Origin of the sequence: Campylobacter suis (assembly GCF_905120475.1) — a bacterium.
GTDB classification, from domain to species: domain Bacteria; phylum Campylobacterota; class Campylobacteria; order Campylobacterales; family Campylobacteraceae; genus Campylobacter_A; species Campylobacter_A suis.
In genome coordinates, this window is record NZ_CAJHOE010000001.1 from 505,569 (window position 1) to 526,820 (window position 21,252).

At 36.1% G+C, this 21,252-nt stretch carries 19 protein-coding genes; 11 read left to right on the top strand and 8 right to left on the bottom strand.

Annotated elements, in window-relative coordinates:
- From LQV35_RS02685 to LQV35_RS02695, 3 genes are read right to left on the bottom strand one after another with little or no spacing between them, the layout of a single operon-like run.
- Nucleotides 1–1,338 carry a TolC family protein gene (locus tag LQV35_RS02685; protein WP_230056325.1) on the bottom strand — a complete coding sequence of 446 codons (1,338 nt, stop codon included), beginning with the start codon at nt 1,336–1,338 and terminating at the stop codon, nt 1–3.
- Between the two features lies 1 nt (nt 1,339).
- Entirely contained in the window at nt 1,340–3,265 is a 1,926-nt protein-coding gene (locus LQV35_RS02690) for a MacB family efflux pump subunit (protein ID WP_230056326.1), read from the bottom strand.
- Nucleotides 3,262–4,440 (bottom strand): efflux RND transporter periplasmic adaptor subunit, encoded by a 1,179-nt coding sequence (locus tag LQV35_RS02695; protein WP_230056327.1) that lies wholly within the window; start codon nt 4,438–4,440, stop codon nt 3,262–3,264. The genes LQV35_RS02690 and LQV35_RS02695 overlap by 4 nt, the downstream gene beginning before the upstream one ends.
- 85 nt (nt 4,441–4,525) lie before the next feature.
- On the opposite strand from LQV35_RS02695, the gene LQV35_RS02700 reads away from it, so the two are divergent.
- The 11 genes from LQV35_RS02700 to mog are packed head-to-tail and all read left to right on the top strand — an operon-like array spanning nt 4,526 to nt 16,415.
- Nucleotides 4,526–5,488, top strand: coding sequence for an AEC family transporter (locus LQV35_RS02700; RefSeq protein WP_230056328.1), 963 nt, complete (start codon nt 4,526–4,528; stop codon nt 5,486–5,488).
- 51 nt (nt 5,489–5,539) lie between these two features.
- Nucleotides 5,540–6,643 carry an MlaE family ABC transporter permease gene (locus LQV35_RS02705; protein ID WP_230056329.1) on the top strand — a complete coding sequence of 368 codons (1,104 nt, stop codon included), beginning with the start codon at nt 5,540–5,542 and terminating at the stop codon, nt 6,641–6,643.
- Nucleotides 6,643–7,392, top strand: a complete 750-nt coding sequence (locus LQV35_RS02710; RefSeq protein WP_230056737.1) for an ABC transporter ATP-binding protein — start codon at nt 6,643–6,645, stop codon at nt 7,390–7,392. Before LQV35_RS02705 ends, LQV35_RS02710 begins: the two co-directional genes overlap by 1 nt.
- On the top strand, nt 7,382–8,302 hold the full coding sequence (locus LQV35_RS02715; protein WP_230056330.1) for an MlaD family protein: 921 nt from the start codon (nt 7,382–7,384) through the stop codon (nt 8,300–8,302). The genes LQV35_RS02710 and LQV35_RS02715 overlap by 11 nt, the downstream gene beginning before the upstream one ends.
- Entirely contained in the window at nt 8,299–8,850 is a 552-nt protein-coding gene (locus tag LQV35_RS02720; protein WP_230056331.1) for a hypothetical protein, read from the top strand. Before LQV35_RS02715 ends, LQV35_RS02720 begins: the two co-directional genes overlap by 4 nt.
- A 48-nt stretch (nt 8,851–8,898) precedes the next feature.
- Nucleotides 8,899–10,311 (top strand): COG3400 family protein, encoded by a 1,413-nt coding sequence (locus LQV35_RS02725; RefSeq protein WP_230056332.1) that lies wholly within the window; start codon nt 8,899–8,901, stop codon nt 10,309–10,311.
- A gap of 13 nt (nt 10,312–10,324) precedes the next feature.
- Nucleotides 10,325–11,365 carry a 3-dehydroquinate synthase gene (aroB, locus tag LQV35_RS02730; RefSeq protein ID WP_230056333.1) on the top strand — a complete coding sequence of 347 codons (1,041 nt, stop codon included), beginning with the start codon at nt 10,325–10,327 and terminating at the stop codon, nt 11,363–11,365.
- Nucleotides 11,362–12,975: a mechanosensitive ion channel domain-containing protein gene (locus LQV35_RS02735; RefSeq protein ID WP_230056334.1), complete on the top strand. Its 1,614-nt coding sequence runs from the start codon at nt 11,362–11,364 to the stop codon at nt 12,973–12,975. Before aroB ends, LQV35_RS02735 begins: the two co-directional genes overlap by 4 nt.
- Nucleotides 12,968–14,215, top strand: a complete 1,248-nt coding sequence (mtaB, locus tag LQV35_RS02740) for a tRNA (N(6)-L-threonylcarbamoyladenosine(37)-C(2))-methylthiotransferase MtaB (protein ID WP_230056335.1) — start codon at nt 12,968–12,970, stop codon at nt 14,213–14,215. Before LQV35_RS02735 ends, mtaB begins: the two co-directional genes overlap by 8 nt.
- Complete coding sequence (locus LQV35_RS02745; protein ID WP_230056336.1) at nt 14,202–15,866, top strand: AAA family ATPase; 1,665 nt, start codon at nt 14,202–14,204, stop codon at nt 15,864–15,866. Before mtaB ends, LQV35_RS02745 begins: the two co-directional genes overlap by 14 nt.
- 9 nt (nt 15,867–15,875) lie before the next feature.
- The gene (gene mog / locus LQV35_RS02750; RefSeq protein WP_230056337.1) at nt 15,876–16,415 is read left to right on the top strand and encodes a molybdopterin adenylyltransferase; all 540 of its coding nucleotides are present in this window, start codon (nt 15,876–15,878) and stop codon (nt 16,413–16,415) included.
- Here mog and LQV35_RS02755 read toward each other — a convergent pair.
- The 5 genes from LQV35_RS02755 to LQV35_RS02775 are packed head-to-tail and all read right to left on the bottom strand — an operon-like array spanning nt 16,412 to nt 21,240.
- On the bottom strand, nt 16,412–17,173 hold the full coding sequence (locus LQV35_RS02755; RefSeq protein ID WP_230056338.1) for a glycosyltransferase family 2 protein: 762 nt from the start codon (nt 17,171–17,173) through the stop codon (nt 16,412–16,414). The two genes, mog and LQV35_RS02755, sit on opposite strands and share 4 nt — an antisense overlap.
- A complete protein-coding gene (locus LQV35_RS02760) occupies nt 17,170–18,402 on the bottom strand; it encodes an O-antigen ligase family protein (RefSeq protein ID WP_230056339.1) in 1,233 nt (410 codons plus the stop codon). The genes LQV35_RS02755 and LQV35_RS02760 overlap by 4 nt, the downstream gene beginning before the upstream one ends.
- On the bottom strand, nt 18,399–19,478 hold the full coding sequence (locus LQV35_RS02765; protein ID WP_230056340.1) for a glycosyltransferase family 4 protein: 1,080 nt from the start codon (nt 19,476–19,478) through the stop codon (nt 18,399–18,401). Before LQV35_RS02765 ends, LQV35_RS02760 begins: the two co-directional genes overlap by 4 nt.
- On the bottom strand, nt 19,475–20,365 hold the full coding sequence (locus LQV35_RS02770; RefSeq protein ID WP_230056341.1) for an ELM1/GtrOC1 family putative glycosyltransferase: 891 nt from the start codon (nt 20,363–20,365) through the stop codon (nt 19,475–19,477). Before LQV35_RS02770 ends, LQV35_RS02765 begins: the two co-directional genes overlap by 4 nt.
- Nucleotides 20,362–21,240: a lysophospholipid acyltransferase family protein gene (locus LQV35_RS02775; RefSeq protein ID WP_230056342.1), complete on the bottom strand. Its 879-nt coding sequence runs from the start codon at nt 21,238–21,240 to the stop codon at nt 20,362–20,364. Before LQV35_RS02775 ends, LQV35_RS02770 begins: the two co-directional genes overlap by 4 nt.
- Nucleotides 21,241–21,252 lie beyond the last annotated feature (12 nt).

Below are 21,252 nucleotides of genomic sequence, written 5' to 3' on the forward strand. Positions count from 1 at the left end.
TTACTTTTGCACTCTGCCAGCCATCGCTTTAAAGATATTTATCTCGTTGTTTATGATTTTATATTTTTGCTCTAAAACGCTTATAGCGGCTTCTAGTTCGCTGTTTTTAGCATTTAAGTGCTCTTTTAGCTCAACCTTGCCATAGTCATACTTTAGTTTATAAATTTTGCTTATTTGTGCGTAATTTTTTGCTTGCTCCATAAAGTTATTAAGCAAAATTTTATCATTTTCTAGCTCTTTATATGCGCCGTAAACTTCATTTATGGCAGTTGTTAAACGAGATATGTACTCAAGTTTTGCACTTTGAAAACTAGCTTCACTCACGCGTAAATTTGCCTTTAGTCTAGAGTAGTTAAGAAATGGTAGATTTAAGGCTATGTTGCCATTTAGTAAATTTAGTGAAAAGCTTTTTTTTAGTTTTTCATCACTATCACTTAAGGAAGCGCCTATGCTAAGGCTTGGGTAGAAATTTTTCTCGCTTACTTTTACATTTAAAAGAGCTTCATTTATGCGTGCGATACTTGCCTTTAGGTCAGGTCTATTTGATAGTGAAAATATTGGGACTTCAATATCTACACCAAGCGGCTTTGTTTCAAAAATTTCTTTAAATTTAAACTCAAAATCGCCTCTTTCATTCAGCAAATTTTTTAATGTTTGCTTGATTGTATCAAGATTTTTTTGCGTTTGAAGTATGCGGTTTTTTATAGATAAAATTTGGCTTTGAACCTGTTTTTGCGATATTTGCTCATCTTTTCCAAAACTAACTTTGGAGTCAATTATCCTTCCTAACATTTCATAATTTTGCAAAGTTTGTTTGTAAAGTTTTATGGCATTTTTTAGATATATGGCGTTAAAATATCCACTAGCAACGCTATTTATAAGGCTTAGTTTTGTTGCTTGTAAGTCCCACTGTGTAGCATTTACTTCCCACATAGCAGCGTCTTTTGAATTTCTAAGCTTTTGCCATAAATCAAGCTCGTAGCTTACTGAGATAGAGGTGGAAAATCGCTCTTGCCACTGGCTATTAGACCCTATATCGCGCGACGCCTCTCCTTTTAGGCTTGCATTAAAATTTGGGAGCAAATCGGCTGATATTATACCCGCTTGTGCTAGGGCTTTATTTATAGTTATGGCTGATTTTTTAAGGTCTATGTTGTTTTTTAAAGCCGTATCTATAAGCTCATTTAGATAATCCTCATTATACCCTAGCCACCACTCCTTGTCTATTTGTATAGTTTGGCTTTCGTCAAGTAAAATTTCTTGATAGTTTTTATCTACTTTTGAAACAGCGCAACCGCTAAAAAATATTGCCAAAGTTAAAACAAAAATTTTATACATTCTACTCCCTTGAAAGCGCGTCTATTGGGTTTAAAAGGCTTGCATTTCTTGCAGGCATATAGCCAAAGACTATGCCTATGCCCATTGAAGTTACAAGTGCTGCGATGACTGATTCGTTAGAAAATATCATCTTAAACAAGCCAGTGCTATTTACGATATAGCCAACCCCATAAGCAAGCCCAACGCCGACCACTCCGCCTATTATACAAAGCAAAATAGCTTCTATTAAAAATTGCTGTAAGATATTTGTTTGTCTGGCTCCTATTGCCATTTTTATTCCTATCTCTTTTGTTCGCTCAGTCACTGAAACAAGCATTATGTTCATCACTCCTATACCGCCAACTATGAGCGATATAACGGCTATTGATGATATGAGTAGTCTCATGGTGCCTATGGTCTCTTCCATGGTTTTTTTTATGCTGTCCGAGTTTCTTGTAAAAAAGTCTTGTCTGCCATGTTTGATGGTTAAAAGCTCGGTTATCATCTTTTCGGCAACTTGTGCATTAACTTTCTCATCAATCTTTGCTGTAATAGAACTAATGTAGCGATCCCCTGTTATTTTGTTTATCACGGTTGAATATGGGGCGTAAATTCTAAGCTGGCTTGGATCGCCAAAGGAATTTGAGTTTTGCGCTATAACGCCAATGATCATCAAAGGTTTTTTGTTTAAAAGTAAGATCTTGCCTATAGGGTCTTCATCTTTAAAAAATGACCTTTTTGTGTTTTGATCTATGACTACCACCGAGGCAGAGGCTGCTACCTCATCGGCATTAAACATCCTTCCAGTTTCTATATTTAACCCATTTACTTTTAGTGTATCAACTCCACCGCCTCTAAGCGATGCTGTGAGTGATAAATTTCTAAAAGTTGCTGTGCCACTTGTTGAGGTGTTTGGTGTGACTGACTCTAAAAAGTCTTGCTCTTGAAGCAGGACTACATCGCTAATACTAAGCGTTCTAACCCTACCAGAGAGCATATCTCCAAAGCCTTTTCCGGGCATAATATCGATGGTGTTTGTGCCCACTTTTCGTATGCTTTGTAAGATTTGCTCTTGTGAGCCTTTGCCAAGTGCTACCATGCTAACGACTGCTGCGATGCCTATGATGATGCCAAGCATTGTTAGTATAGATCGTAGCTTGTGCGAAATGATGGCTGAAAGCGACATTTTAAAGCTTTCTATAAGCTGATCTTTGTAATAGGTAAATATACTTTTTTTAGGTTTTTGGCTTGGTTTTTTTAGAAAAATTTCATCTTTTTTTACGCTATCTGAGATAATGCTTCCATCTTTTATCTCTATCACTCGATTTGCGTAGTTTGCGATATTTTGGTCGTGCGTGACTATTATTATGGTATGACCTTGTTTGTATAAATCAAGTAAAATTTGCATAACCATCTCGCCACTTTTGCTATCAAGTGCGCCAGTTGGCTCATCTGCAAGGATTATCTCGCCACCATTCATCAACGCTCTAGCTATGCTGACACGCTGCTGCTGTCCACCACTTAGTTTATTTGGTAGGCTTTGTGTTTTGTCGCTAAGACCAAGGCCTGATAAAATTTCAACTGCACGCTCTTGGCGGGACTTTTTATTTACGCCAGCATAGATACTAGGAAGAGCGACATTTTGTGTGGCGTTTAAGCTTGAAAGAAGGTTGTACCTTTGAAATATAAATCCAAATTTTTCACGCCTAAGCTCTGCTAGCTCGTCCGCTTTAAAATTTGTTATATCCTTACCCTCAAGTAAATACTCGCCACTGCTAGCATTGTCAAGACAGCCAAGTATGTTCATCAAAGTTGATTTGCCAGAGCCACTTTGCCCGATAATGGCGATAAACTCGCCTTTTTTTATTTTTAAATTTACATTTTTTAAGACAGTAGCTTCGTTTTTGCCGATTTTAAATTTTTTGGTGATATTTTTGAGCTCTATCACCTCATACCTCTTCGCTCTTTTGAAACAAGGCTTGCTATCTCTTCACTTGTGCCTTGCGATGTTATAACTGCTTCGCCTTCGCTCACACCGCTTAAAATTTGTGTCCTTAGACTATCGCTTATGCCTGTTGTAACAGCCCTTTTTTCAACATTTTTTCCATTTACTAAAATCTCTACAAATTTTTGCTTATCTTCGTTTTTTATTGCTATACTAGGCACTATGATCGCATCTTTTACCTCATCTACAAAAAGGGCATTTTCCGTTGTCATACCTATTCGCAAGATACCTTCGCTATTTTGAACTATGCTTTGTGCATAATAATATATAGCAGATGAGCTTGAGCTTATGTTTGATGTGGATTTGTTTGAGTATTTTCCATCACTTAGGGTAGTAAGGGCTGGGTCTATGGAGCTTATGGTCGTGTTAAATTTTTTATTTGGCTCTGAAAGTATAGAGTACTCAACACGAGTTCCGACTGAAATTTTTGTTATGTCGCCTTCTGCGATTTGCATTTTTAGTTTGACATTGCTAAGGTCGGCTATATTTACGATAGTTGGGGTAGTTTGATTGGCATTTACTGTCTGCCCTTCTTCAACCTGCACTGAAACGACAGTACCGTCTCTTGGGGCTGTGATTTTAGTGTATCCAAGGTCTATTTGAGCTGTATCAAGAGCTATTTTTGCCTGTTCTATCTGAGCTTTTATCTCTTTTATATTTGCATTTGCTGTCGTGTATGAGTTTTTTGTATTTTCAAATTCAACCCTTGAAGTGGCACTATTTTTATAAAGGTTTTGCTCTCTTTCAAACTGTGTTTTTGCTATATCAAGAGCTACCTTTGCCCTTTCAAGCTGAGCTGTGTAAATTTCAAGCTGAGCTCTACGGTTATCTACATTGTTTTGCTGCGTTTGGCTGTCTATCTCGGCTATCATATCGCCTTTTTTTACATTATCGCCAAGTTTAACATAGAGTTTTTTTATCTGTCCACCAACTTGCGCACCCACATCAATAAGCTCGGTCGCAAAAATTTCTCCAGTTGCCTGAACGCGTTTTGACAGTGTGCCTTTTGCTGCTTTTTGAGTTATATACTCGATCTTTTGTTCTTTTTTGTAAAATTTTTCATAGGCAAAGTATGAGCCTACGATAAGTATAAAAAGTAGTGTAATTTTTTTAAACATTGCTCGGACTTTCTTTAAGTTTTGCTAATTTTAATTAAAAAATACTAACAAAAGGTTAAAGCGATTTATTAGGTTTTAAACTTTAATGCTTTATAATCCGCATTTAGTTTTTAAATTTAAGAAGTTTGTTGTGTATACCCCTTTATTGTCGATATTTTTTATAGTTGCGCTTGGGTTTCTTGCAAAAAAGATGAAAATTTTAGAGCAAAAAAACTCATCTGTTTTTATAAATTTTGTCCTTTGCTTTGCTTTGCCTGCACTAATATTTGATAAAATTTATCACATAAATATCGATATACATCTTTTAAATATCGTTACAACTGGCTTTTTTGCTTCTGCTTTTGGAGCTGTCATATCGCTTTGTATATCGCTACTTTTTAAATTTAGCCGCCCAACAACTGTTAGTGTTGTTATGCTTAGCTTTTTTGGCAATACACTTTTTGTTGGCATACCAGTTATAGAGGGCTTTTTTGGTCGTAGTGCAGTTGATATAGTTATATTTTATGATCAAGTAACAACATCTATACCCATTGCTATACTTGGACCTGTTATACTCTCTTTTGGTGTAAAACAGCGAGTAAGTCTTTTGCAAAATTGTATGAAAATTTTAAAATTCCCGCCATTTATAGCCGTTACTTTAGCTTTGATAGCAAAGAGTTTTTCTGATATTTTTGTATTGCCACAAGAGCTTTTTACTCCGCTTCGTATGATAAGCTCTAGCGTAACTCCTGTTGCGCTCTTTGCGGTTGGGCTTGGCTTAAATTTTGGCGGAGTAAAAAGTTCATACAAGGGTGTTTGTGTCGTAATGCTTTGTAGGATGGTGGCACCTGCGGTATTTTTTGTTTTAGTAATGAAATTTTTTAATTTTGAGATAAATCAAGCATGGTTAGTTGGCATTATGTTATCGACTATGCCACCTATGGTTTTAGCTAGCGCTATGATAATGAAAGCTGAGCTTGATAGCTCTCTTGCTGTTAGCTCTGTTGCGCTTGGAGTGGCTTTTAGTTTTATTACTTTACCCATAATTTATATACTGTTTGCAAGTTAGAATTTGTTTAAAAATGTAACATATAATTCACTTTTTTAGATAAGGAAAATTTTGGATCATTTTAGTGTAGAGGTTTTAAAAACCAAGCAGTTACTTTTGTATAAATTTAAGGGTAAGCTTGATTATAAAAGTGCCAAAAAAGTGCGTGAAATTTTATCAAATTCCTTGCGTTTTAAGGGCGAAGTGGAGTATGATTTTAGCTTGCTTTTGAGGCTTGATTATGCTTGTGCTATACTTTTAAAGCGTGCTATAAATGCTAAAAAAGTAAGCATTAAAAATGCAAACCATAGCATAAAATCAGTTCTTTTAATGCTTGATGATAAAGATATAGACTTTAAATATAAAGCCCCACAAAAAAATCTAAATTTGCTTGAACGACTCGGAAAAAGGGTTATAGAGGGTTTTTATAATGTTTTTGAGCTGGCTGGATTTTTAGGGGAGTTTATAATAAAATGTTTTGCCATTTTATTAAATCCAACAAAACTTCGTTTAAGAGAGCTTAGTAACTATATAAAAGATGCTGGAGTAAATGCTGTTTTTATCGTATCTTTGACATCTTTTTTAATAGGTGTCGTTCTTGCTTATCTTGGAAGCTCTATGCTTGCAAATTTTGGTGCGAGTATATTTATAGTTGAGATAATGGGCATGTTAACTTTGCGTGAAGTCGCACCACTTATAGCCGCTATTGTTATAGCTGGACGCTCAGCGTCAAGTTTTACAGCACAAATAGGAGCCATGAAGCTTACTGAAGAGATAGATGCTATGAGAACAATGGGGTTTGATCCTTTTAGCTTTCTTGTTTTGCCAAGGATTATAGCCATGATGATATGTGTCCCGTTAATCATCTTCATAGCTGATGCGGTTAGTATCTTTGGTCAGATGATAGTTTGTGAAAATTTACTTGATATATCGTTTTCAAGCTACCTCAGCCGTTTTAAAGATATGGTTGAGATGCGCCACTTCTTGGTTGGAATGATAAAAGCGCCGTTTTTTGGTATAGTTATCGCTATTATCGGCTGCATGCGCGGTTTTGCTGTTAGTGGCGACTCGCAAAGCCTTGGCTCGCTTACAACTTTAAGTGTTGTAAATGCTATATTTTGGGTTATAGCCATAGATGCTTTTTTTGCGATATTTTTTATGTGGGTAAATTTATGATAAAAAATATTATAGAAGGCAGAGATATAACGACAAATTACGGCGAACGCATAATGCATGATAGCGTGAGCTGGAGTATAAAACAGGGTGAAATTTATGGCTTTTTAGGCGGAAGTGGAAGTGGTAAAACTACACTTTTAAAAACGATGATATATCTAAATAAACCAAAGAGTGGGACATTGCTTTTTGATGGCAAAGATATGTGGAATAGCGACACAAAAACAAAGCAAGAGATAAAGCTTGAGTGCGGGACTATGTTTCAGTTTGGAGCACTTTATAGTTCTATGAGTGTGCTTGATAATGTTGGTGTTTTGCTTAGTGAGTATTCAAAATTTAGTAAGCGCGAAATAGATGAAATTGCAAATTTTTGGATACAAAAAGTTGGACTTAAAAAACAAAGTGCTACGCTTTATCCAAGTGAGTTAAGTGGCGGTATGAAAAAGCGCGTAGCCTTAGCTAGAGCTCTTGCGCTTAGCCCTAGAGTTCTTTTTTTAGATGAGCCTAATAGCGGACTTGATCCAATGAGCGCCAGAGCGATGGACGAACTTCTTGTAAATTTGCGAGAAGCACTTGGTATAAGCGTTGTGATGGTAACGCATGATGTTGATAGTATTTTTGATATACTTGATAGATTTTTAATAATTGAAAATAAAAAAATAGTTTTTGAAGGCGATCTTAAAGAGCTTGAAACGGCTGAATATAACCCGCTTGAAGAGCTATTTAAAACAAGGAATAACAGTGGAAAATAAAAACTCATACACGATAGTTGGGCTATTTTTTCTTATCTCGGTCTCACTTCTTGGTATCTTTATGTGGTGGATGAGCGGAAGCGATGGCAAGAGTGTTGGTCAAAAAATTTACTACATACAAACCCATGAGTTGCCAACTGGTGTAAGGGTTGATTCTCAGGTTAAATTTATTGGTGTTGGCGTTGGAAGTGTAAGCAAGATAGATTTTTTAGATGATGGCAAGATAGAGATCAGTATGAAAATACGCGATGATATAGACATAAAAAGCGACTCTATCGCTGAGATAGAGCTTCAGCCTATAAGTGGTGTGGCTAGTATTAATATCTCTCGTGGTGTTGCAAACAGTATAAAAGATGAAAAACATCCTATTATCAAGCTAGAAGATAGTATGCTTACAAAGCTTAGAAACCAAGCCCAAGATATAACATCAAAGATAAATGTAAGTTTAGAGCGCTTAAACTCGCTTCTTTCTGAAGACAATTTTAAGCATCTTAACTCAACGCTTGAAAATTTAGATGAGTTTAGTAAGCTCATAGGAAGTAAGGAAAACTCTAAAAACCTAAGTGAGCTTTTGGCAAATTTAAACGCTATAAGCTCTGATGTAAGTAAGGCAAATGTGAGTGATTTAAGCAAAAACCTAAACTCTATCTTGCTTAATGCGAATAAATTTTTACTAAGCGCCAACGCCGCAACGGCATCTTTTAGTGAGCTTGCAAAAAACACACAAAGCAAGATAAACTCAGGTCAGCTAAACATCAAAGAGGCTATGACGCCGCTACTGAATGAAGCTAGTATATTTATAAATGACTTTTCTAAGACATTAAGAGAATTTCGCGGTGCGATGGATAGACTTGAGGATAATCCTTATGATTTTTTCTTTAAAGACCCAACATCAAAGGACGGTAGATGAGAGGAATTTTAGTAGTATTTTTAGCTGTGTTTATTAGCGGTTGTTCGCTTAAAAATAGCGTTGCTAGAGCTGATATGTATGAGATATACTACTCACAAAAAGAGTGTGTTGCAAAGAGTAAAACGCCAAAAAATATATACATTCAAAATGTATCTGCTCTTGATTTGGTTGATAAAAGAGAGATACTCATAGTGGCTGAAGATAATAAAATACACCACCTTTATGATGCTAAATTTATAGCTCAACCAAGCGAAATGATATATAAGGCGCTTATAAAAGGAGCTTATGCTAACTGTGGAGTAAAGCCCATATTTTCGCCAAATTCAAGCGATTTACGTCTTAAAGTAAATGTGGTTTCACTGCAAATTAGAGGCGATAAGGCTGAGGTTATTTTGGCTTATGAGCTTTTTAGCCTTGATAAAAGCGTTAATTCAGGAGTTGTTGTAAAAAATGTTTTTTGTCCAGACCCAAGTAGTAAGAGTATTTTTGATAGCATAAATAAAAGTGTAAATTTAGCCATCGATGAGCTTTTAGGAAGTGTTATTTAAGCCTGATTAAGCCCATTTTGCTATAATGTCCATTTTAATGGAGTTATAATGAAAAAAATTTTAATCATAGCAGATGGGCTTTTTGCAAAAAGTTTTATAGACAAGCTTTATGGTTTACGCTCAAACTTACACCATTATGTCGTTATTTCAAACGATAAAGATATTATCGATACAAAAAATTCATTCGAAAATTTTACATATCATCACTTTGATCCAACATCTCTTTCAAGGCTAAAAGCTGTGATAAGCGGCTATTTTAGTCAGTTTATCATCATTATGCAAAATGAGGTTGATGCTATAGCTAGCTATGAAAATTTACGCCAGATTAGCACAAAAACAGATATAGTTTTTCTAAATTTATGGAACATCAAACATGAGGGTATGAGTGAGGATAAGCATCTTGAGTTTGTCGATAATAACTCTATTATATCAACACACTTTGTTGGGCACTTGCCAGATATGCCATCACTAGCTGATAATATCGGTCTTGGACAAGGTGAGATCATGGAGGTTAAAGTCCCAATAGGAAGCTCATATATGTATCGTCACCTAAGTTCATTGCAACAAAAAAGGTGGCGTATAGCACTTATATATCGAAGCGGCGAGCTTCTTTTGCCAAGCAATAGCCTAATGATTCGCCCAAATGATACGCTTTTAATCGTAGGCGATCCACAGGCTTTGCATGCAGTTTATCGCTCGATAAAGCGTGAGCCTGGGCAGTTCCCAAGCCCTTTTGGTAGCAATATCTATGTGTTTTTAGATATGAAAGTAATGAATGACCAAAGAATGCAAAAAATAGTTGCAAACGCCCTGTATCTGCATGAAAATTTAAGCAACAAGCGTCTTATATTTAGGGTTATCAATCCAACTTTTAATCCAACTTTTAAAATGCTAAAAGAGATACATGAGGAGAAAATTTCTGTTGTGATTGACTATATGACTGCTGATAATTCGCAGATTATAGCAGATATTTCTAATAACGATATAGGCTTTGTGATAACTGATGATGGGTATTTTAATAAATTTAAACACTTTTTTTATATGCTAAAACTACCAGTTTTAAAGCTTGGAGAGCGAGATTTTAGTGAGATAAAGCAGGGTGCTATACTTAGTGATGGAAAGGAAAACATAGAAAATCAATCAGCCGTCATCATGGATATCGCATCTCAGTTAAAAATGGAGATAAAGCTTTATTATTTTAATGTAAAAAACACAAAAGATGAGGACATAACAGAGCACTTTGAGAGTATTAGTAGTCTTTTTGAAAAGGACATCAGTATAGAAAATAGCAAGAAGAATCCACTTCTAAAACTATCGCAAATCGACACTATGTTACAGTTTATAACATTTGATGAGCACTTGCTAAAAGGTGGTTTATCAACTCTTTTATCAACAAGCATTTCGCGCCATTATGGCAAGATGAAAAAGAACGCACAGCTGTTTATACCAGCTAGTTCATAAAGTTAGGAAAACTATGAAAGTAGAGCTAAATTTACATAAAGCAACACAAAAATACAATGTCTATATCGATGAGCTAGATGAGATAAAACTAAATGGCAAAGTTGGTATCATAACAAACCCAAAAGTGGCTGGACTTTGGCTTGGCTGGCTACTTGAGCGGTTAAAGTGTGATGAGTATTTTATCATCACTGTTGCCGATGGGGAAGAGTATAAAAATATGGCTAGTGTGGAGCAAATTTTAGAGCAGCTTTTTGTAAGTAAGTTTGATAGAAGTTCTATGCTTATAGCCCTTGGTGGCGGAGTTATTAGCGATATGACTGGCTTTGTTGCTAGCATTTATGAGCGAGGTATAAACTTTATAAACATTCCCACTACGCTTTTAGCTCAAGTTGATGCTAGTGTAGGCGGAAAAACGGGTGTAAATAACAAATTTGGCAAAAATCTTATCGGCTCGTTTTATCAGCCAGTGGCTGTTTATTGCGAAAGTAGGTTTTTAAAAACGCTACCAGAGCGTGAGTTTGCAGCTGGTTTGGCTGAGGCTGTAAAGATGGCTGTGATGTTTGATAGCTCGATGCTTGATATGCTTGAGAATTTTAATTTAAAAGATGAAGGCGCGCTTGCTAAGATTATTTATAATGCAGTTTGGTTAAAGGCTGATGTAGTGCAGCAAGATGAGCATGAAAAAGGGCTTCGTGCGGTATTAAACTATGGGCACACCTTTGCTCATGTGATAGAAAATGAGACAAATTATAAGCAGTTTTTGCACGGAGAGGCAGTGGCGATAGGTATGAATATGGCAAATGCCCTTGCCGCTAGTCTTGGACTTATGAGCGAGCAAGAAAAACTCAGAATAAAGAGGCTTTTAGAGAAATTTTCACTACCTACAACCTATAAAATAGCTGATGAAAATTCATTCTATGAAGCTTTTTTTATGGATAAAAAGAGTGAAAATAAAAAGATAAAATTTATCCTGCCAAAAGGTATAGGCGCTCACGAGATAAGAAGCGATATAAAAAAAGAGCAGGTTATAGAAATTTTAAGAGAATTTAGATGAGAATTTTAGTTTTTTTAAGTCTATTTTTAGTTTTTGCATTTGGCGAGATAAATGCTAGTATCGATGTAAATTCCAGCTTTTATAGCCCAGAAAAAAGCGCTAAAATATCTGAGCTTCAAAAGCAAATTGACGCTATTGATTTAGCGTTAAAAAATAACACTTGGATCACGCGTTATGCAAATTACAGAACATATGAAAAGATCAAAGTTGAGCTTGAAAAAAGTGAAGCACAGTATAAAAAGATAGATAAAAATAGTCGTAAAGCTGAAGAGCTAGATAAAAAGATAAACACTCTAAACGAACAGATAAATTTGCTCAAAGAATTTGAGAAAATGCCCTTTTCTCAGATGTTAGCCTCTCCAGATATAAACTCGCCTCCGCGTATAAGTAACCCGATAGCTCTTGTTGGCGGTTTTTCATATATGAAAAAAGTAGCGACAGATAAAGAAGAGTACGCAAAGCATATTCACGAGCTTGATACTATCATCGAAAAGTTAAAAAACAAAGAAGATTTACTCTCAGATCTTATCACGCTTACAAATGATATAAACTCTAGTGTGGCTGATGAGAGCATGCTTGAAGATCTTGCTCGCCAGATAGCTGAGTTTAAAGGCACAAAACAGATAGCTGATACTACTTTTAGCGTCTATGAAAAGCGTGCTGAAGAGGCGATAAATATTACCAAAAATGAAGTAAAGTCGCAGGTTATAAGCCTAGCTACTATCGCTATACTTATACTTGCTATCATTGGTCTTAGTTTCTTTTTTAAATTTGTTGCAAAGCGTACTATTAGCGATGATGATCGTTTTTATACGGTGAATAAATTTATAAATTTCATCAACTTTTTACTGATAATCTTAATTTTACTCTTTGCCTATATAGAAAATGTAACTTATATAGTAACTGTGCTTGGTTTTGCCTCCGCAGGTCTTGCTATTGCTATGAAAGATATGTTTATGAGTATGCTTGGCTGGGTTGTTATAACTGTTGGCGGGACATTTCATGTTGGTGACAGGATAAAGGTGCAAAAGGGCGACATAGCCTATGTTGGCGATATTATAGACATATCGCTACTTAGAATGACTGTTTTTGAAGATGTTACTATGGCTTCATATCTTGAAAAAAGCCGTAGAGCAGGGCGTATAGTATTTGTGCCAAACCACTATATCTTTACAGAGCTTATCTCAAACTATGCGCATTATGGCATGAAGACAGTTTGGGACGGACTTGATATATTTGTAAGTTTTGATAGCAACCATAAAAAAGCTGTCTATATAGCAAAAACTATCGCAAGAAAATATTCAAAAGGCTATACAGACATTGCAAAGCGCCAGATGGGAAAGCTTCGTGCGCAATACAGCATTAAAAACTCAAATGTAGACCCGCGAGTTTTTACCCTTTTTGAGCCTTATGGAATTTGTATATCGATTTGGTATATGGCAAATTCCTACGCACCATTAGCACTTAGAAGCACGATAAGTGCTGAGCTTATAGATGCTTTTAGTAAAGAAGATGATATCCGTATCGCATATCCAACGCAAACTCTTTATACTGCACGCAAAATTTCGCCAAATATCCATAGCGAGATAGATGAGGGGCTAAATGAGTAAAGAGAGGCTGTTTTTTAAGACCTTTGGCTGTCGTACAAATATATATGACACAGAGCTTATGAAGAGCTATGTTAAAGACTATGAGATAGTTGGCGATGAAGAAAATGCCGATGTGGTAGTGATAAACTCATGCACTGTAACAAATTCAGCTGATAGTGGCGCTAGAGCTTATATAAACGGATTAAAAAAACGAGGCATACGCGTTATACTAACTGGTTGCGGTGCTGTTAGTAAGGGCAAAGAGCTGTTTGAAAAAAGCAGTGTTTTTGGGGTTATTGGTGCTAGTGAAAAAAGTAAGATAAATGAGCTTTTAAAGGCACAAAAACCATTTTTTGAGCTTGGAAATTTAAAAAGTATCGACAAAAATATCGTTACAAATTATGAAAATCACACAAAGGCTTTTATAAAAATTCAAGAAGGTTGTAACTTTGTTTGTAGCTATTGTATAATACCAAGCGTGCGTGGCAAGGCTCGTAGTATGGATGAAAACGCTATTATAAACGAAGCTAGAACTCTAGCTAAAAATGGCTATAATGAGCTTGTTTTAACTGGCACAAATATCGGTAGCTACGGCAAAGACACGGGCTCTAGCCTTGGAAGGTTGCTTCAAAATTTGGGGCGAATTCCTGGGATTAGGCGTATTAGGCTTGGTAGTATTGAGCCTAGTCAGATAGACGAGGCGTTTCGTGAAATTTTACAAGAATCTTGGCTGGAGCGCCATCTTCATATAGCACTTCAGCACACTAGCCAAGCCATGCTAACTATTATGCGTCGCAGAAATACAGCCTTTCGCGACATCGAATTATTTAACGAGTTGGCAGATATGGGCTTTGCGTTGGGTACTGATTTTATAGTTGGACATCCAGGCGAGAGTGATGAAGTTTGGGCTGAAGCAGTTGCAAATTTTAAAAAATTTCCACTTACGCACCTTCATGCCTTTGCCTATTCGCCGCGTTCTGGCACGCACTCAGCAACGCTTAAAAATGAGATTAGGGGCGATATAGCAAAGTCAAGACTTAAAATTTTAAAAGACATAGTTACGCAGAATAATTTTAAATTTAGAAGTAATATAAAAAAGCCATTAAATGTCCTAGTTGAGCAGAAAAATGGGGCTTTTTACGAGGGGTTTGATGAGTTTTACAACAAAGTTTTTATAAAAACTAACCGAGATATATTAAAAGAGTGGGTTGTTTTAGAGCGATTTGAAGCCAAGATGGAGGCAAATTATGCGCAAATTTAATAAAAAAAACATCATAGTCATAGCCGCAGTCTTACTTGTGTCGGTTCTTGCGGTTGCTTGGTTTAGATATGAGCCAGAAGACATTAGCTACACCAGATATGAGGTTTTGTTAAGTCAAAATGCAATACAAAAAGCAAAGATTGATGATGGATATGTTTATTTGCAGACTACGCAAGGAAATTTTCGCATACTTGCCTATGCTATTGACCTAGGAGTGCTTTCAAGAAGTATTCCAACCACAAAAGAGCCTAGCGATCTTACACCGTTTTTGTTATCTGTATTGCTGTTTTTAGTGCTTTTTGTTAGTGCTTTTGTGTTTTTTATGTTTAGACTTGCTAGGAAAAATTTAAAATTAACTCAGCCAGCTGACAAAAACACAGCCCAGATGCTTGAGGTGGGAGAGCTTATATCAGAAAAGCTAGGTCCTGTACTTTCAAATGTAAAATTTAGCGATGTAGCGGGCATTAGCGATGTTAAAATAGAGCTAAATGAGATAGTCGATTTTCTTAAAAATCCAGCCAAATACCGTATGCACGGCATAAAAATGCCAAAAGGTGTTCTTATGGTTGGACCTCCAGGTGTGGGCAAGACGCTTGTCGCAAAGGCTGTTGCTGGAGAGGCAAATGTGCCGTTTTTTTATCAAAATGGTGCAAGCTTTGTACAAATTTATGTTGGCGTTGGCGCAAAGCGAGTTAGAGAGCTTTTTGCTCGTGCAAAAGCTTTGGCACCGTCCATTGTTTTTATAGATGAGATAGATGCTGTTGGTAAAAGTAGGGGAGATGGTCGCAATGATGAGCGAGAAGCCACACTAAATCAGCTCTTAACTGAGATGGACGGCTTTTTGGATAATTCGGGCGTGATAGTTATTGCGGCAACAAATCGCATTGAGATGATAGATGAGGCGTTGCTTCGTGCTGGGCGCTTTGATAGGCGAATTTTCTTATCTTTGCCTGATGCAAAAGAGCGTGTAGAAATTTTGCGCTCATATCTGCGAGATAAGAATTTTCTTGGAGATATTGAAGACATTGCAAAGCTTAGTGTCGGCTTTAATGGTGCGGCATTAAGTACTTTAGTAAATGAAGCAGCCATAAATGCTTTGCGCCGAGAAAGCAATGTGATAGAGCTTGGCGACTTTGAGCAGGTTCAGCAAAAGGTTCTTTTTGGGCAAAAAAGGGCACTTAGTTTTAGTGAAAATGAAAAACGCATACAGTCACTTTATCAAGCCGCAAAAGCACTTAGCGCCTACTGGTTTGAGGTAAAATTTGAAAAAATTTCACTCACACAAGAGAGATTTTGCGACTTAGAACACGAGATAAGCTCAAGAACGCAATTGCTCTCAAAGCTTAAGGTTTTGCTGGCTGGCGTAGTAAAGCTTGAGCTTGAGTATGGCGATATATTTTCAAATAGTAGCGACGATATCGCAGCCGCAAAAGAGCTTGCTCATAAGATGGTTTATGAGTATGCTATGGGCGAGTCGTTTTTGGCAAATCCATCTGATGTTGAGAAAATTTTAAGACAGGCGCGTGATGAGATAGCTGAGTTTTTAGACAAAATGAACACACAAACAGCAGAGATTGCGCAAAAGCTTTTTGCAAACGAGAGCATTGAAAAAGATGAAATTTCTGAAATTTTAAGCAAACAATACGAGTAAAGGAGAAAAATGAAAGCAAAAATAGGTATTTTAACGCTAAGTGACCGTGCGAGTGAGGGCGTTTATGAAGATCTTTCTGGGCCTGCTATAAAGCAGGTTTTGGGCGAATGGATAACAAGTGAGGTAGAGTATATTTATGAGATTATACCTGATGAGTATGAGCTGATTTGTGAGCGATTAAAGTTTATGTGCGATGAGGCGGGGTGTGATCTTGTGCTAACTACTGGCGGGACTGGTCCTGCAGTGCGTGATGTAACGCCGGAGGCAACAGAGGCGGTTTGTGAGAAGATGATGCCTGGTTTTGGCGAACTTATGCGCGCAGCAAGCTTAAAATATGTTCCTACGGCTATCCTTTCGCGTCAAACAGCTGGCATTAGGGGTCATGCGCTAATTGTAAATTTGCCAGGCAACCCAAAAGCTATAAGGGAGTGTTTGGAGCCAATTTTCCCAGCTATCCCTTACTGTATCGATCTTATAGAGGGCACATTTATCCAAACAGATGAAAATGTAATGAAGGTATTTCGCCCAAAACAAAAGAAAATTTCTTAACTACAAGGTGGGTTTTGCTCACCTTGTAACTCTAGTTCGTAAAGTTTTGCTTCTTTTAAAAATGCATAAAAGGCGTTTGATATCGCCGCTATAAAACCTCTTTTGCCATTTAAAAAATTTCTCCTTATAAAGTAGGATTTAAAAAATACAAGCGGTATAATAAACAGAAGTTTTACTGTATTTGATCGTTTTTGCTTAAGAAATTTCTCTTGAGCTCTTAGACTTGAGTAGTTATTTATCTTGTTTATGTGTGTAGTTATGCTGTTGCTACCATAGTCATAAAGCAGTGTGCTAGTTTTTCGTACACGACCACTAAATTTTATACTTTCATGAACCAATTTTTGCGGATAAAAACCCATTGATTTTTTAAAAAATCTGATTCTTGTTATGGGCTTTGTAAGTGTGTTAAATGAGTTCATATATAAACTTACTATGCTTACTTCAAGTGCGTCTGTGTCGTTGTTTTGAATGGTTTTTACTATCTCATTTTTTAGTTCGTCAGAGAGCCTTTCATCAGCGTCAATATTTAGAACCCATTCATGCGAACAAAGGCTTTTTGCATACTCTTTTTGACTTGCATAGTCGCTAAAGCTTTTGTAAAAAATTTTATCTGTATAAAGGCGCGCTATATCTAATGTGTTATCAGTGCTGCCACTATCTACAATGACAATATCATCAAATTCCTTAATAGCTTCAAGTGTTCGTTTGATATGTTTTTCTTCGTTTAAGCAGATGATAAAAACTGAGGCTGGTATCATGTTTTTTGCTCATTTTGTACTGAAATTTTATGATATTTTGAAAGCAGTGCATAAATCGTAACCGCATAAATCATAAAAAATGACCATCTGCTGCTTGAAAGTACAAAAGTTGAGTGCAAAAACGAAAAAGCATACATCACGCTAAATAGACTAATAAACATAAAAGCACCCTTTTTATATGCATTTTTTAGTACTCCAAAAAACAATACAATCAAAAAACAAAGCCCTACAACTCCTTGCTCTGCAAGTATATCAAGCCAAGGGCTGTGTGAGTGGTGGGCGGTTTTATTTTTCTTTGGATCTATCTCGCGGCTTTTAAATTCTGGTTTATAGTATTCAAACTGTCTATGTCTGAAATTTTTATATCCTACACCAAGCATAGGGTTGTCTTTAAACTGCTCAAATGCTGTTTTCCATATGGCTACACGCAGGTGTTTTTGGTTTTCAAATGGATTTTTGAGCGTTTTTACTCTATTTTGTAGTGCTGGGTTGGTATAAAGTAGTGCCGCAAGACACAAAATCAAAAAGCCAAATGCTCCTAGCGCAGTTTTTCTATAAGGATTAGCCCATGCGATAATAGGTATAAATATCGCTAGTATTATAAGTGGACCGCGGATACCACTAGCTGGCACAGCAAGAAAAATGCCAAAGAGCCCAAGAGTATAGAGTATGTAGTGTGATTTAGGGCGGTTTTTAAGAGTTAGCATAGCTCCAAACATGCCAACAAAAAGTGGTAAGATGTATGGATAAATTCTATCTGCACTAGAAAAAAGATCTGTTGCTCTACCGATAGTAAGCTTTGTACCAAAGATATTATAGCCAAGCGATAGCTGTAAAATAGCGTTAAAAGCTATAAATAAAACGACATAAATTTGAAGTTTAAAAAAGCGTTCTAGTTTTTGCGTTGAGTTTAACTCAGTTTTTATGGCAAGATATAAAAGTACCCATAAAAACAGCACTCCAACAGACTTAGGTATGTCATCTTTATGTGTTGCCCATATCATGCTAAGCAACATGTAAGCACACCAAAGCGACATAAAGATAAAAAATTTATCTTTAAATACAAAAAACTGCCTAGCCTTATATGTTTTAAACATAAAAGCAAGCACTATCAATGCACTTACGATATTGTAAGATTTGCCTATATAAAGAGTGAGTGAAAATATAAAAAGCAACGCTGTAAAGATGTTGTCGTAAGTTAGATGTTTTTTAAAATTTTGTATATTCATATCAGTTCTTTGTAAATTTTTATATTTTCTTTGCACATTTTTTCTAAAGAAAATTTGTCTATAATGTATTTAAATCCATCAAATTTAAGCTCTTTGGCAAGTAAAATTTTTTCTGCTAGCTCGCTTGCATTTAATGGCTCAAAAAAGTAGCCGTTTTTCCCTTCTATAATGATGTCTTTTACTCCACCGTGATTGCTTGCTACAACTGGTGTGTTTATCGCGATAGCTTCAGCAACGCTTCTGCCAAAACTCTCTGGTTTTATCGATGGACTTACCACGACATCACTTAGCTTATAAATTTTAGCTACTTCGCTGATGCTTCCTAGAAATTTTACATTTTCGTCAATATTTAGCTTTTTACAAAGCTCTTTTAGCTCTTTAAAGTGTTTTTGTTTTTTTGCATGAACTCCGCCAGCGATTAAAAGTGAAATTTTAGGCTCTTTTTGCCTTAAAATCTCTACGGCTTTCATCAAGATTGCTATATTTTTACTCTGGCTTATGCGTCCAACACAAGAGATGACAAGCCGATCTTTAAGATCAAACTCACCCCTGAGTTCATCTTTGCTAGGTAAAATATTTGGATCAAAACTACTTGTATCTACACCACGAAATATGACTGAAATTTTACTATCGTTAGCATTAAAATGCTTTTGTATATGCTCTTTTGCGGCGTTACTAACGCAAATAATATGAGCGGCATCAGTCATTATCTTGCTGTAAAAATTCGGTGAGTTTAAACCGTGAATGGTGCTTACTACCTTAAAATTTAGCCCAATTTTTGCAAATTTTAAAAGCCATGCTGGAAAACGACTCCTTACATGCACTATGTCTGGTTTTAGCTCTTTTAGTATGGCCCGAAGCTTCAGTACTCTTGGTAAAAATGTAAGTAAATTTTTGCTTGAAACATCTATTTGTGTATGTCTAATGCCATTTTTTAAAAGCTCATCTACTAACTTTCCGCCGTTGCTTATAACAACTGAGATGGTATTAAAATTTTTTAGTTTGCCAGTTAGCTCTACCACGCCGCGCTCGACACCACCCTCATTTAGCTCAGGAAGTAACTGTACGACCTTCACAGTTTTATTTCCTGTAAAATTTCTTTTAAATTTAGCTTTTTTGTTATTTTTAGCTCGCAGTTTTTAGTATAGATTTGCACCAAGCCAAGTCGCTTAAGGTTGTTTATAAAAAGATCAAATTTACTATCTTTATTGTTGCTAAGCTCTAAAATGACCACGCTCGCACCAGGAGTACATACAGCCTCACTAACCATTGAGACAGAGTCTTGCGTAATAAATACAAACTCGCAGCTTTGCATAAAATTTCCTATTGGATTTATCGGGTTTTTGCAAGGATCTATAAAATACTTAAAACCCTCTTTTTCTAGTTCTTTGACTATATTTTTAGGTGTTCTGTTTGAAGTTGTGAGCATTATTTCATAGTCAGAAAAACGGCTTTTTAGCTCTTTTATAACTCTTATAATGTCCGCGTCCATTTTAAAAATTTTATTATCCCCACCTATTAAAAACCCTATGGCTTTACCTTTTGGGGTGTAGTAAATTTTGTTATCTATAAAATTTAAATTAACTGGCAGATTTATAACATTTTCTTCACCACTTTTGTCATGAAAGGTGTTAAAAACTAGGCTAAAGTCGTTTCTAAAGCCTTTAGGAAGCATTAAGGCTATGTTTTTTATCTCAAGTTTTTTTGCATAAAATTTATTTGCATAATATGTCCCAGAACCGCATGATATCACGATATCAAAGCCAGTCAGACTCATCTTTTTTTTTGAAAAAATAGGCAGGTAAATTTTTAAAAAGTCCAGTAGATAGCTTAAGAATTTTAAAAACTTACAGGCAAATTCTATTTCAAGAACCGTATACTCATAACCCATTAGCTTGCAAAATGCTATGCTTTGGCTCTCGTGCCCAGATCTTTTATCGCTAATGACAAGAACCTTTTTCATTTTCGCCATCTATTATGCATCCAAAACCACTGCGAAGGATCAAGCCTAACGATTTGCTCAAATATATCGTTGATGTGTTGGGTTATAGCCAAAATATCATCGTTTTTGTTGCCTTTTATCACGCTTTCATCAAAATTTTTGATGATGATCTCATATTTTCCGCTTTTATCGCGTAGTGCAAATATCGGCACGACAACAGGGTTAAATTTAAGTTTTAAAAGAGCTATAGGTGTTGCTGTTCTGCATGGCATGTTAAAAAATGTTGTAGGAAGTGAGCCTTGCGCACTAGGGCGCTGATCGATTAAAATACCAACATTTTTGCCATCTTTTAAATGGCGCACCATATTTAGCATGGCACTATCTTTGCTGGCTAGCTCGTTGCCAAATTTTGTTCTAAATGGCAGAGTTATGTTTTGCTCAATCAGCTTGTTATTACCCTCTCTACCTATAACCAGCAGAGTTATACCTCTGTGTGCAAAATAGTTTGACAAAGCCTCCCAGTTTCCAAAGTGAGCGGTCGTAAATAAAATAGGTCTTGTGCCATTTTCTGAGAGCTTTTTAACCAAGTTTATCGCCTCATCTCCATTTATAAAAAGCTGCTCAAGCTTAAGTTTGTCGTTATATACTAAAAGTGCCTCACAAAGCGTTCTAGCTATACTTTTAAAATTCTCTTTAGCTAAATTTGTAGCCTCTTTTTGCTCTAGGTTAGGATATGCAGCACTGATGTTTTTTATGGCTATTTTACGGCGTGAAGCAAGTGTGTAAAAAAGAAGTATAGCAAGGCTATTAAAAAACGCATAGCAAACGCTGTTTGGAAAAATTTTAGTAATTTTGATAGCAAAAAGAGTCAAAAAATACTCAAATTTTTCCCTCAAGGCCGACCTTTT